Origin of the sequence: Chitinophaga sp. MM2321 (assembly GCF_964033635.1) — a bacterium.
Taxonomy (GTDB): domain Bacteria; phylum Bacteroidota; class Bacteroidia; order Chitinophagales; family Chitinophagaceae; genus Chitinophaga.
In genome coordinates this window covers 1247956-1261875 of record NZ_OZ035533.1, presented here as the reverse complement: position 1 = coordinate 1261875, position 13920 = coordinate 1247956, and the positions used below count along the sequence as shown (strand labels likewise).

Here is a 13920-nt window from a genome sequence, read left to right as displayed (position 1 = left end):
ATTTATGATCAGGTTAAAGGGTCACGTTTAGTCCGAAAATAATATTGCGGGGCAGTGGATATCTACCATTGTCGGTTCCACCTTCTTCCGGATTCAGGCCCGTATAATTTGTGAAGTAGTGCAGGTTATGGCCCGACACATAACATCTCAGATTAGCCAGTTTCATCCGTCTCAGCATTTGTTGTGGAAAACTATAGGAGAGTGATACTTCCCTGACAGCCAGGAAATCCCCTTTCTCATAATACCGGGAATTGCCCCTGTATAAGTTATTATGCCATTGCTGGTCTGCCCAATAAAATTTGGGAACATCTGTGATATCGCCCTGCTCTTTCCAGGAACTTAAAACTTCTGTTGACAGGTTGTTGGATCCCTGGAACTGGCCTACACTCGTAGCGCCTGTGTAGTTGTAGATCGTATGACCGGAAGCATAGTCCAGGCGTACAGAAAGACTAAAGTTCTTATAACTGAAAGTGTTGGAGATACCACCGGTCCAGGTAGGATATATGTTACCCATGTAAAAGCGGTCGCGGGTATCAATGGTATCATTCCTATCGCCATCCAGCCAGTTTACATCGCCACCAGATTTGGATTTATCTGCTCTGGTCATGATAACATCCCATGGTGCTGTTGCAGCTTCTTTGTCGGTAGCATAGATACTCATTTGCTTATAGGCATATAAATCGCCTATTGCACCGCCTTCCTGCAAACCGCCTTTCCAGGCGTAATCACCGATTTTCGGATCCCATACATACACACCGCCTATCCGGTTATTCTCCGTACCATTTTCAGGAAGTTTAAGTATGGTGGTTTTCACTTTGGCTACATTCAATGATGCATTCCATTGAAGGGCGCTTGCAGCAGGTAACACCTGCGCAGTGACTTCAATTTCTATCCCCCTGTTTTGCAGCGATCCCAGGTTCGTCAGCACACTTGCAAAACCTGTTGAATGTGGCAAAGAAAAGTTGGTTAACAGGTTCTCGGTGATGCGATTATAATAATCAAACATTACATTGACTCTCCTGTTAAAAACACCCAGGTCAAACCCTGCATCAAAAGTTTTGGATTGTTCCCATGCCAGTCCGGAATTGGACACAACGGTGTTCTGCACCGCTGCATTACCGGCATAGCGGGAACCCACGCTATATTGGCCTTGCGCCTGGTAGGGTCCTAGTCCGCTGATATTACCATTCACCCCGTAGCTTGCTCTCAACTTCAATTGAAACAGGTCTTCGGGAAGGGTCTTCCAGAAGTTTTCCTTATGCATATTCCATCCTACAGAAATACCGGGAAACAAGCCCCACTTCTGATTGTCGCCCAGGTTGGAAGCACCGTCATAACGACTGCTAAGCGATACCAGGTATCTTTGTTGGAAATTATAGTTCACCCTGGCGAAATATCCTTCGGTGACCAATTCAGTTTCAGCGCCACTAACAGATACAGGTTCAGCAGAAGCATTCAATGTAGGAATCAGATCTGTGGCGGCTCCGCGTCCATTGGCCGCTAAGTTGCTCACCCTGGTACCCAGGTAGGAAAACCCTGCGGTGGCGTCTATATTATGACCGTTGAGCAATGATTTGTTATAAGAAAATACAGCATTCACCTGTTTGTTGAGGTTATCATTGTAGCCTGCATTGGCAGCGCGGGAATCTACGTAAGAAGAAACCCCGTTATAATATGCCTGTTGAAATAAGCGGTTGTAACCGGATACTTTATACAGGGACACCTGTGGTTCGAATGCCAGGCCGGGTAATAGATCCCAGCGACCACCCACTACTATGGTGAAGTAATCAATGATATTTTTAACATCCTGTGTACTCGAATAATAAGCAGGATTACCTATTGAGCTGTTCTGGCCCGGGGCCAGTGAGCCATCTTCAAATGCATATTTGGTGGTAGGTGGTGTAGCAATAGATCTTCCGAACATGTTGTTCACACTACCAAATACATCTTTGCTGTCTGTGTTGGTATACATCAGGCGTGCAAAGAATTTCAGGTTATCCCTTACTTTCAGGTCGCCGTTAAAGTTCAGGGAAAGACGGTTGAATTTGGAAGTTAAAGCAATCCCTTTATCGGTAAGATATCCTACGCCCAGGTTAAAAGTGGCCTTTTCTGTACCACCGGAAACAGCGATGTTATGATTGTGGGTAACGCCGGTTCTGAACAATACATCCTGGAAATCGGTGTTTTTAAAAATAATGGTTTTAGATGGATCTAAAGGATCCGGCATACTCTCCCAGCCTTCATTCAGTTTGTATTCATTTTCAGGGGTCAGATATTGGGGCGTAAAAGCAGTTTGATTGGTAAGGTCATTTGCGGTATTGGCTGGTCCTTCAATGTGTTGATCTGCTATTGTCTTTCCTTCCGCCGCATTTCCTAATCGCATATAGTTAATAAAATCCCTGGCAGAAACGAAGTCATACTTCTTGGCGATATTGGAAAAAGTAAGGTTATAGTTATAGGATACCTGTGTGCGGCCGGCCTTGCCGGATTTTGTGGTTACCACTACTACACCGTTGGAACCACGGGCGCCATAAATAGCGGTGGAAGCCGCATCTTTCAATACCTGGATAGATTCAATATCATCGCCGCTCAGGCCATTCATGTCTGTTCTTGTAACACCATCCACAATATATAAAGGTGCAGAGCCATCGGGGTTATTGATGGATGTTCCACCACGAACGATCACCCGGGGAGCAGCGCCCGGTTGTCCGGAAGTACTTTGTACACGTACACCGGCGATGGTTCCTTCCAGTGCAGAGGCCACGTTGGAATAAGGTACATTTTCCAGTACAGCTTTATCCAGTTTTGAAATCGAGCTGGTTACCAGATCTCTTGATTGTTTACCAAATCCTATTACCAGTACTTCATTCAATCCTGAAGCAGCGGTTTGCAGGGTGATATTTAATTTGCTCTGACCACTCACGGGTACTTCCTGTGTCTGAAAACCGATATAGGATACCACGAGTACCGCATCAGCGGGAGTACTCAGGGTGAAAGCTCCGTTGCTTCCGGTAGTGACGCCCTGATTGGATCCTTTTACTTTAACGGTTACGCCTACCAGTTTTTCTCCCGCGGGATCTGAAACCGTTCCGGTAACAGTTGTTTGAGCCATTGTACTAAAAGAAAATAATAACAGCAATAGAGAGAGATAATAGTGCTTGTTCCAGGCGAACATGCGGTGAATACACCCGGAGCTTAAACAAGAAACTATTTGGGTAGTTCTTTTTCCCATTGTTCTAGTTTTTTGATGATTAAGAAGATAATTGGTCATTGATCAAAACGATGCGTTCATTAACTGCCAGCTATAGGCTATCTGTTCATTCACTTGTCGAGGATACCTGGCCTACTCTTTTCACTGAAATTCATTTACTTATCTAATGGTTGATTGTTACCATAGTATGTCAAAACGGATGTTGGTTGAATGCGATTTATTCTTTCTATAAATCTATAAATTCATTTGTAGGACAAACATATTATTTTATTTTTAAAAAAAATGAAAAATTTATTCATGTCATTTAATATTATGACCTATTTTTGCATTTATAAACACTAATCACTCATTTTCAATTCGTTATGGAAACAAGCCCAATATTGAAGCCACTACCAAGTTTGTCTTTAACAGATAGAGTGGAAAATAAACTGCGGGAATTCTTTGAAGAACATGCATTTAAGCCGGGAGATCCACTTCCGAATGAGATGGAAATTGCGGAGAATATGCAGGTTAGCCGGAATGTTGTGCGGGAAGCATTGAGCAGGCTCCGGATGCTGGGAATGATAGAAACCCGTCCGCGCAAAGGCATGATTATGGCCAGGCCGGATATACTGGGAGGAATAGAACGGGTATTAAACCCCTACATACTTGGGAAAAACACCTTGAAAGATATTTTCGAATTGCGGTTGATCCTGGAGATGGGACTTGCGGAAGTGCTCTTTGAACGCAAAACGGCAAAAGGAATAAAAGAGTTGGAAGAAATTGTTGAAAGGCAGATAAAAATGAAATCCCTCACGAAGGAAGACGAGATAGAATTTCATGGCAAGCTGTACGAAATGTCAGGTAATGAAACACTCCGGCGTTTCCAGATATTGCTTTTCCCGATATTTGATCATGTATATAAAAACATTCCGAAGGATCCGAAAAACAAAATCCAGGACCCGATAACACATAAAGATCTCTTGAACATATTGAAAAACGGGACACCGCAGGAGTTCAGAACGGCTATTTACAAACACCTCTCCCCTTATTTTACAGGTACTGTATTTAGTTACTGAGCAGTATTTCATTAAAAATAAAACCCGGTTTGCCTTCCTGCAAACCGGGTTTTATTTTTAATGAACCAGCTATTATTTCAGCGATATTTTCCGGATGCGGTGATTTCCCAGATCAGCCACATAAATATTATCATCTGCATCTACACATACGTCAGTAGGCTGGCTGAACTGCGCGCCACCACCGGCTCCATTTGCAAAACCATTACTGGTACCTGCTACCGTGCTGACGATGCCTTCCGCTGTTATTTTCCTGATCTTGTTGTTGCTTAGGTCCGCCACAATAATATTGCCTGCATGATCTACTGTAATGCCGTATGGATCGGCAAACCGTGCAGCCGCCGCAGCGCCGTCCTTATAACCTGAAACGCCATCGCCGGCTATTGTGGTCACTACACCATCCGGTGCAATCATCCGGATGCGATGATTGGTCCGGTCGGCTACTACCAGGTTGCCGTCCTTATCCATATCAATACCGCTGGGGTTTCTGAGTTTTGCAGCTGTACCTGTTCCATCAGCGAAACCGGCAGTGCCATCTCCGGCAACGGTGCTCACACTGCCGTCTGTAGCTATTTTACGGATACGATGATTCAGGTTGTCTGCCACATAAAGATTGCCTGCTGGATCCAGTGTGATATCAATGGGCTGATTGAACTTCGCAGTAGCAGCAGGACCATCTTCAAACCCCGCAGTACCGGTACCCGCAAATGTGCTTACCACACCTGCCGGTGTTATTTTACGGATGCGGTGATTGTCGCGGTCAGCTACATACATATTTCCCTGTGCATCTACCGCAGCTCTCCACGGCAATTTAAACAACGCTACACTGGCATCGCCATCTTTAAAACCACCGGCATCCTTACCGGCGATGGCGCTTACCATACCATTGGTTCCCAGTTTACGGATCCGGTTATTACCGCGGTCTGTTACAATAAAATTGCCCTGTGCATCTATTGTAATGCCTTCCGGATTTTTAAACCGTGCCATAGCAAAAGATCCTTCAACCGATCCTGAAGTACCTTCACCCGCAAAAGTGCTCACCATATATTCTTCCGGTGGCGCTGTATAAGCAAATGAGGGGCCTACTGCTTCCTGGCTGTTGACCGTTACAGTAACATTTCCGGAAGTGCCGTTCGCCGGACTTACTACCTGTAATTGTGTGGCCGATGCTTCTATAACAATAGCCTGCACGCCGTTAAACTTCACCGTATTATTTTCCCGTACGCCACTAAAGTTTTTACCGTTGATGGTAACGATAGTAGCAGGAATACCGCTGGCCGGCCAGATGGATGTAATCACCAGGCCCTTCACCGCAGCAGTTTCATGATCCTTTTGACAGGATGATAAGACTACCCCTGCCATCAATAACAAACAGCATAAAATATTTCTCATTATCAATGATCTTTATTTTTTGTAAATGAATGAGGTATTAAGGCTTCCCGTTTATTATCATCCACCCGTTACCTACTGCCCTGTTATTACCATCGGAAGGTTTGTTACGCACCTGCCAAACATCTGCCAGCGGATGACGGATCATAAATGTGGAGGATCCGCCGCCATCCAGATTGATCGCTTTGGTAGCGCCACAGGCTTTCAACAACATGCCCATCTCAGGAAGGGTCATACCATTGGAATAATAAAAGCTGCGGCCATCCACTACAGCGAAATACAATACGCCGTTATCACTTATTCCCACAGCAGTACGTGGTTCTATTGACAGATCCGTTTGCGTTTGCAATTCATTTTCTTTTACCAGCATCGGACCACCGCCCAGGGCATCTTTCAGTTGCGGCTGCATTACCGGGAAATCTGCCCGCTCACCAATATATGCCTTGCCGTTATTCAGTACACCCAGGAACGTCTGACTACGAGCATTTGCCCAGGTAGTTTTCATCACTTTGCCATCTTTGATCACCACGCCGCGCGGCTCGCCCGTAGTGCTGAAGAAGTCAGCATTTAAGGCCGCCATTACCCGGTTGCCACTGGAATCGATATACTTTGCCATGTCCGGAACAGTTTGCAGTGCAAAGCCGGTCAGCCCGTAAGGGGTACCTGCCTGTAACCGCACACCCGGATGGTTCATATCTACCTTCAGGATAAATACCCGTGTGCTATATCCTTTCTTATTCAGGAAATGAATATCTGTTTCTTCCACGCCTTCACTCACGGTGAAAGCAGTATCAGAGAATACAGTAGCCACCAGTTGGCTGCTATCCAGAATCAGTTGTGTCAGCGGGCTTTTGATGACCACCTGCTGCGGCGCCACGGTATCTTTTTTACAGGCATAAGCTGTAAAACTCAACAGGGTCAGTATATAAGCAGTTAATTTTATTGCTTGCATATCACTATCTTTTTTCTTTATTAAGAAAGAGGCTTACTAATACAGATCATTCTGTGTTAACAGGTTATTCAGTGCCAGCTCGTTCATAGGGAGCGGAAATTTCGCTTCACGGGCAGCCAGGCCCAGATCGGTCGTTGTTCTTTTCAATCTTACCAGGTCGTACCAACGGAAACCTTCTCCTAAAAATTCGCGTCTTCTTTCCAGTAATACGGCGTTCAGGTAATCCGCTTCACCGCCAGGATTGATGGCTGCTAATCCACGTGTGGTACGCAATTCGTTCAGCCGCGCTAACCCGCTGAGGCCATTCGCTTCTGCACTGATCAGGTACATTTCCGCCAGGCGGATTACTATTAACGGGTCAGTACCGGATTGACCACTGGGATATTTATTGATAACATTCAATCCCTGGTAAGTATCTACTGATACAGGACCACGTTTATCACTGGCATCGAAGAGGTTCATGCTTTCGTTGGTAGGCCGGTATACATAACTGCCTTTCACCGGATGCGCATAGGTATAAAACAATGTGCTGATGTTTATACTGGATTCAATGGTGAGATTTTTAAATGAAAAGATAGTTTCCGCATTTTGTTGTGAACGGAAGATCTTTTCAAAATCATCCAGGCCGAACAGGTTGGAAGTGATCACCTCTTCTGCCAGTACCCCTGCTTCTCCAGCTTTGCCTTGTGCCAGCTTCACCCTTGCCATCAAGGCTTTGGCGGCGATACCGGAAACAAAGTTGTAACCACCGGATGCATATGCAGGTGCATTTTCGATGGCTACCTGCAACTCGTTTTCAATAAATGACCATACTTCCGCTGCTGTATTCCGCGATACTTTTTCCTGGGTATTTTTTTCCAGGATGGGAACACCGCCCCAACGGGTAACCAGGTTGTAATAAATATATCCGCGGAAGAAATGTGCGATTCCCCTGATTTCATTTTTGCGGGTAGATTCAGGTAATACCGTAGTGGCTTCCAGTAAATTATTAACCTGGTATAAAGCAGCATAATATCCATTCCAGGAAGTGCTTATCAAACCATTTTCCGGCCGCAGGATGTTACTGATAAAAGTGTTGATACCTCCATCGGTAGTGGCCCCTGAATTAATGAGGTTACCGCCTACCAGGTCAAAAATAATGTAAGACTCTGCCCCTGGTGCATTTTGCACACGGTTGTAAATGCCCGTCAGGAAAGATTCCACATCTGCCGCAGATAAAGTATTGGTAGCTACTGCAGAATGCGATTTCACATCCAGCAACTTACTGCAGGATGAAAACAGCAGTGTGCCTGATAATAATGCCGTGAATATTTTATGTTTCATAAAAATATTTTTTTCCGTTTAGAAATTCAGGTTAATCCCAATATTGAAAGAACGTGGCTGCGGCAGAATGAGATTATCCTCTCCCATAAAACGCGGGTCCATATCTGAGTTTACTTCCGGATCCAGGCCGGAGTAGCGGGTTAGCAACCACAGGTTATCGGCTTGTGCGTATACCCGTAAGCGTTTTACTTTTACTCTTTCCAGTATCGTAGCCGGTAATTCATATCCCAGAGAAAGACTGCGTAAGCGCAGGAAGGAACCATCTTCCATCCACCTGCTGGAATTATAGATATTATAGCCCTGGTTGTAAATAGCCCTGGGCACGGTATTGCTGGTACCCGGACCCGTCCAGCGGTTGTTGGCTATTTTTTCCAAAGTGTTGAATCCGTTCTGTCCCAGCCTTTCTGTATTAATACGCCAGGTAGCATATACATCAGCTCCCACCGCATAATTCAGGAATATGGAGAGATCAAAATTGCGGTACCGGAATGTATTATTCCACCCACCATAAAAATCGGGATTGGAACTCCCTACGATCTGCCGGTCGTTGATATCGATATTACCATCTCCGTTTACATCTTCATATTTCACATCACCCGCGCGTACACCAATATCATATAAGGGTTGTGGTACTTCTTTATCATCCTGGAATATGCCGGTCATTTTATATATCCATAAGCTGCCGATATCTTCTCCTACTTTTAATCCGCGGTTACCACCGATGGATAGCAGATCACTATTGCCAATCAGGGAAGTGATCCGGTTTTTTATAAAAGAGATATTAAAATCTGTGCTCCAGTTTACTGCACCCAGATTAAGATTGGTATTTACACCCAGTTCAATACCACTGTTCAGCATAGAACCAATGTTGCTGGTGATGCTGGTAAAGCCGGAGGTGCCCTGTATGGGCATATTGTACAACAGGTTGGTGGTATTCTTCCGGAAATAATCCATGGTAAAATTCAGGCCGCCTCTAAAGAAAGAGAGGTCCATACCCGCATCAAACTGCCGTGCTTTTTCCCAGGTAAGCAGGTCATTTCCGTAACCGGTAATGGCGATACCGCTCTTGCCGTCGTAGTTGTAACCGCCGCCTGTAAGGGATTGGTAGGCATAGTTACTCACACCTTCCTGGTTACCCGTAGCGCCGTAGCTCATACGCAACTTCAGGTCTGTTGCATTGGCCTGCCAGAAATTTTCTTTTGACACCTGCCATCCCGCAGATACGGAAGGGAAATAGCCATAGCGGTTCTGGGGGGAAAACCTGGAAGATCCATCAGTACGCATGGATACCGCCAGCAGGTATTTACCATCCCAGGAAAAGTTACCACGGCCAAAATAGGATTCCATCGCGTTGCCATACAGGTTGGTGTTGGCATTATTGATCACGGCAGCTGCGGCCAGCACATCAAAAGAGGGTGCAGGAAAACCGTTACCATCTATTGCACTGGTAGAGGTCATATTACGCTGAAAGGATTGTCCTGCCAGCCATTCAGTTTTCAGTTTCCCGAATTCCTTTGCATAACTCAGGGTGTTTTCTATCAGCAGGTTACTCAGCAAACGCCGGTCATCTATATTACGTCCGTTACCGGTACCATAAGGATGGTTCTGGTTATAATAAATATAGTCATGTGTGTAGATCAGGTCTGTACCCACGGAGGTTTTAAATGCCAGCCCTTTTGCCAGTTTCACTTCTGCGAATACATTTCCCAGCACCCGGTAATTTTCCAGGTAAGCTACTTCTTCGTTCAGGATCTGAAGCGGGTTATGATATACCAGGTCGGAGGTACCGCCTACATAATAACTGCCATCCGGTTTGTAAGGACGGTCAAATGGCCGCTGTGGCAGGCTGCGTCCCATGATAGTGCTGCCCAGGTTGGAGCCGGGTACGCGGTTATTTTTTGAATAGGTAAGGCTAACGTTAACGCCCATACGTAACCAGCTCACCGGTTCGCTCGTTAAATTAATACGGGCCATATATTTTTCCAGACCGTTGGTAATAATAGTACCCTGCTGGTTGAGATAGCCTCCGGAAATATAGTAAGTACTTTTTTCTGAACCACCGGATGCAGCTACATCCACACTTTTGGTATAAGCCTTGCGCAGTACCTGGTCCATCCAGTCGGTAGCGGGCAGACCGGGATAAGGATTATAGATATAGGGAATGAATTTGCTGTTGCCGGGATCGTATCCATATTGATTGTTGTAATTATCAATCCCTTCATTGGCCGCTTCCACATACAGGTCGGGATCGGCCATTTTCAGCTTTTTCATGTTCGGCACTTCCTGCATGCTTGTATAAGCATTTACGCTTACCTGCCCCTTTCCTTTTTTACCACTTTTGGTGGTGATCAGTATCACCCCATTGGTAGCGCGGGAGCCATAGATGGCCGCGGAAGCAGCATCTTTCAATACATCTATAGATTCAATGTCATTGGGATTCAGTTCAGCCAGTGGGTTCATATTCTCCCCAAAGTTGAACATGGCAGCATTATGCGGCATTACCGGCACCCCGTCTATCACATACAATGGTTCATTACTGGCGCTCAGTGAACCAATACCGCGCACGCTTACACGTACAGCGCCACCCGGTGTACCGGAAGCGGAAGATACGCTCACACCGGCCATCCTGCCTTGCAGCATCTGATCAGGACCCAGTACCGGCCTGGCATTCAGGTCATTGGGTTTAAAGGAACTGATAGCACCGGTAAGCTCTGTTTTCTTCTGGGTACCATAACCAATCACTACTACCTGCTGCATGGAACGGCTTTCGCGTTGCAGCAAAACAGACAATGATTGCTGGCTGCTCACGGCTACCTGTTGTGTGGTAAATCCTACATAGGAAAATATCAGTGTAGCCGGTGGCGTTACCCCTTTCATATCAAAATGACCATTCGCATCTGTGATCGTACCTGCGGAAGAACCTTTTACACTCACGGTTACGCCCGGCAATGCTTCTCCGTTAGCGGCATCCTTTACGGTACCGGATATGATCACCTGCGCCACCTGCGATTGTTGTTGTGGTTGTTCTTCCTTCGCAACGAGGATCACCGTTTTATCAACGATGCGGTAATCAAGGGCAGACCCTTCCAGGCATTTATCCATTACCTGCCGGATAGTAGCCTTTTCAACCTGTAACGTTACTTTGGTCCTGGCTTTGGACATATTTTCGTCCTTGAAAATAAAGAGGTAATCACTTTGCTGACGGATAATACGAAACACTGTTTCCAGGCTGGCGTTATTCACCTTCACGGTCAGCGGTTGTTCCTGTGCACGTGCAACAACAGTAGCCTGCAGGAAAATGCCCGCCATCAGCATCACCCAGCACTTCATGCACGCGGATGTAACGATGCGAAAAGGCTTTCCGCCATACCTTCGCTTGTTAGATAAAGTTCCTTTCATGTTATAATGTTTGTGGAATAGCAATGTGTTCCCGTACCGGCATGCGCGTGGCATGACAGCAAGTGTACCATTGCTGGTTACTTATTAAATTAAATTATCTGGAAACGGTCACTGTTCGCCCTGTAACTTTAAAATGAATACCCGCGGTAAGCTCCAGTATTTCCAGGGCCCTGGACAGATACTCCTGCTTACGCATGGCACCACTTACGTGTATAGCTTCTTTATCAACATCTGCTTCATACACTACGTCTACATCATACCAGCGGCTGATGCTGTGCATCACATCCTGTAATGCATCATTTTTAAATGCCAGCAACCCGTTTTTCCAGGCAAGGGCCAGTTCGGGATCACCGGAAGTCATCCGCAGGGTTCCATCCTGCCTGTCAGGGCTGGCCTGTTGTCCGGGCGCCAATACCACGCTGGCCGCGCCTTTTTTCACCCGCACGGCGCCTTCGAGGAGGGTGGTCACCTGCCTATCGTTCGTATATGCCTTCACGTTAAAATGGGTTCCTAATACCTGCACCTGTATATCATTTACGGTTACAAGGAATGGCTTATCCGCATCTTTCGCTACTTCAAAATAAGCTTCTCCGGTCAGTAGCACTTCTCTTGCAGCGCCATTGAATACAGCAGGGTATTGTAATGCGCTGGCTGCATTCAACCACACTTTTGTGCCGTCTGACAGCACCACTTTATACTGTCCGCCATTGGGTGTAGACAAGGTATTGATAGTAGCTCCGGCTGTGTGCCCGCTTGTATGGTCGTACATCAGCGCCGCATTTTCTTTATGGATATGCTCATTGCCTTGTGCAGCGATCGTACCATCTGCCGTTTCTTCCAGCAGGATTTCCTGGCCATTTCCCAGCACCAGTTTCGCTTTATTTCCACCCGGTGCTACCTCTGTACCAAACCGGGAAACCGGCAGCACTGCCAGCCCTCTTTTTTGCGTTTGCTGTTGTGAAAGGATAAAATATCCTGCGCCAAAAAGGAGGACTATCATAGCCGCCACTGCTATGCCTTTCCAGGCGCGGCGATAGAATGGCACCACCAGCGGACCTGCCACCGGTGCAATTTGCCGGTGAATATTATCCAGTAACCTTTGCGACAATGCATGATCAAAGTTAGCAGCCATACCTTCCTCTTCCCGGAAACGCTGCAACAGGTAGCTTTTTAGTTCTCCCGCCGGCGTATTATCCAGGTAAGTCAATAACCAACGGCGCTCTTCGTCCGTCCAGTTATCTTTTTCCAGTAAGATTTTTATTTGTTGATCCAATTCCACCAGGTAAGCTGTTTTACTAAATACACCGGCACAGGCAAAAAGGGGGGTTGTATAAAAAAATATTTTTTTGCAGATCAGTAAAGGAGACAGGCTATCAATGGCATACCGAGTCCCAGCGCCTCTTTCGGATGAAGGCGTACATACTCCCGGATAAAATCATTCGCTTTTACAATATGTTCTTTCACAGTGTATTTGGAGATTTGCAGATCCTCTGCTGCTTCTGCATAGGATTTGCCCTGCATTTTACATAAGAGGAATACTTTTTTGCGTTGAGGCGGCAGGCTGTCAATCGCTTCTTCCAGGGCATGCAACTGCATCTCTGTCATCAACCAATCATCTGTCCCTTCCGCTGTAACAACAGCCGTAAGTTCCTGTATGCCCAGTTTTTCCCGCAACCTTGCACGCAGATAGTTCATACTCCGGTTGTAGCTTACCACAAACAACCAGTTACCTACTGATTGACCGCTTTTAACTGTACTTCTCTTTTCCCACAAGCGGATAAATACTTCCTGAACGATATCCTCTGATGCGGCCGTTTCGCGGGTGATACGCAATATATTCGCATATACGGCCTGGAAATACATATTATACAGGGCGTCGAATGCCGGAACACTGTCGCGCTGTAACTGTTCTATCAGTTCTGTTTCTGTAAGTCGGCTATTTGTTGATGACATGCTGTTTGATATACTTTGTACGTCCACTATCCATAGGTTTTCCCGGAAGGATGAGTTGGCAAAGATTAGATTTATTGGTTGTTACATCAAAAACAAGGTACTAAGTTAATATAAATTTAACGCGACAGCATACTATCTTATGATCCGTTATAATGCGTGTCCGGAATTTCTCCCACCCGAAAATAACGGTAATCATCAATATAGCTTATTTTTAAAGCTACAATACTTGCATATGAATTTAATAGGAAATATAATCTGGATCATTTTTGGAGGGTTCTTCACTTTCATTGAATATATGATAGGTGGTTTGTTGCTCTGTCTTACCATCATCGGCATTCCTTTCGGATTGCAGTGTTTTAAAATTGGATTTTTCTCGCTGATGCCTTTTGGGCAGCATGTAAGGGATGTGCCGGGGCCTACGGGTTGTCTCTCTACTATTTTTAATATCCTGTGGATCTTTTGTGGTGGTATCTGGATTGCCCTTACACATCTTGGATTTGGCATATTGCTCGCCATCACAATTATAGGGATTCCTTTTGCGCGGCAACATTTTAAACTAATGGCACTGTGCTTTACGCCGTTCGGAAAAGAGATCTATTAACATTCAATTCTCAACCGCACTCACCACGAAGCATATA

The 13920-nt window shown here is 45.7% G+C and carries 9 protein-coding genes; 2 read left to right on the top strand and 7 right to left on the bottom strand.

The annotated features are described in order from the left end of the window. Window positions 1–13: 13 nt before the first annotated feature. Entirely contained in the window at window positions 14–3232 is a 3219-nt protein-coding gene (locus tag ABQ275_RS04700) for a TonB-dependent receptor (protein WP_349317120.1), read from the bottom strand. A 359-nt stretch (window positions 3233–3591) separates the two neighbouring features. Between ABQ275_RS04700 and ABQ275_RS04695 the strand changes: the two genes are divergently transcribed. Then, on the top strand, window positions 3592–4269 hold the full coding sequence (locus tag ABQ275_RS04695) for a GntR family transcriptional regulator (RefSeq protein ID WP_349317119.1): 678 nt from the start codon (window positions 3592–3594) through the stop codon (window positions 4267–4269). A 72-nt stretch (window positions 4270–4341) separates the two neighbouring features. Here the strand turns inward: ABQ275_RS04695 and ABQ275_RS04690 are convergent, their stop codons facing one another. From ABQ275_RS04690 to ABQ275_RS04665, 6 genes are all read right to left on the bottom strand, one after another. Next, on the bottom strand, window positions 4342–5658 hold the full coding sequence (locus tag ABQ275_RS04690; protein ID WP_349317118.1) for an IPT/TIG domain-containing protein: 1317 nt from the start codon (window positions 5656–5658) through the stop codon (window positions 4342–4344). 37 nt (window positions 5659–5695) lie between these two features. After that, window positions 5696–6607: a phosphodiester glycosidase family protein gene (locus ABQ275_RS04685; protein WP_349317117.1), complete on the bottom strand. Its 912-nt coding sequence runs from the start codon at window positions 6605–6607 to the stop codon at window positions 5696–5698. A gap of 36 nt (window positions 6608–6643) precedes the next feature. Beyond that, window positions 6644–7930, bottom strand: coding sequence for a RagB/SusD family nutrient uptake outer membrane protein (locus tag ABQ275_RS04680; RefSeq protein WP_349317116.1), 1287 nt, complete (start codon window positions 7928–7930; stop codon window positions 6644–6646). An 18-nt stretch (window positions 7931–7948) separates the two neighbouring features. Continuing rightward, entirely contained in the window at window positions 7949–11329 is a 3381-nt protein-coding gene (locus ABQ275_RS04675) for a TonB-dependent receptor (RefSeq protein WP_349317115.1), read from the bottom strand. 94 nt (window positions 11330–11423) lie between these two features. Further along, window positions 11424–12608, bottom strand: coding sequence for a FecR domain-containing protein (locus tag ABQ275_RS04670; RefSeq protein WP_349317114.1), 1185 nt, complete (start codon window positions 12606–12608; stop codon window positions 11424–11426). A 74-nt stretch (window positions 12609–12682) separates the two neighbouring features. Further along, window positions 12683–13282: an RNA polymerase sigma-70 factor gene (locus tag ABQ275_RS04665; RefSeq protein WP_349317113.1), complete on the bottom strand. Its 600-nt coding sequence runs from the start codon at window positions 13280–13282 to the stop codon at window positions 12683–12685. 232 nt (window positions 13283–13514) lie between these two features. Here ABQ275_RS04665 and ABQ275_RS04660 point away from each other — a divergent pair, with 232 nt between their 5' ends. Then, entirely contained in the window at window positions 13515–13883 is a 369-nt protein-coding gene (locus ABQ275_RS04660) for a YccF domain-containing protein (RefSeq protein ID WP_349317112.1), read from the top strand. Window positions 13884–13920 lie beyond the last annotated feature (37 nt).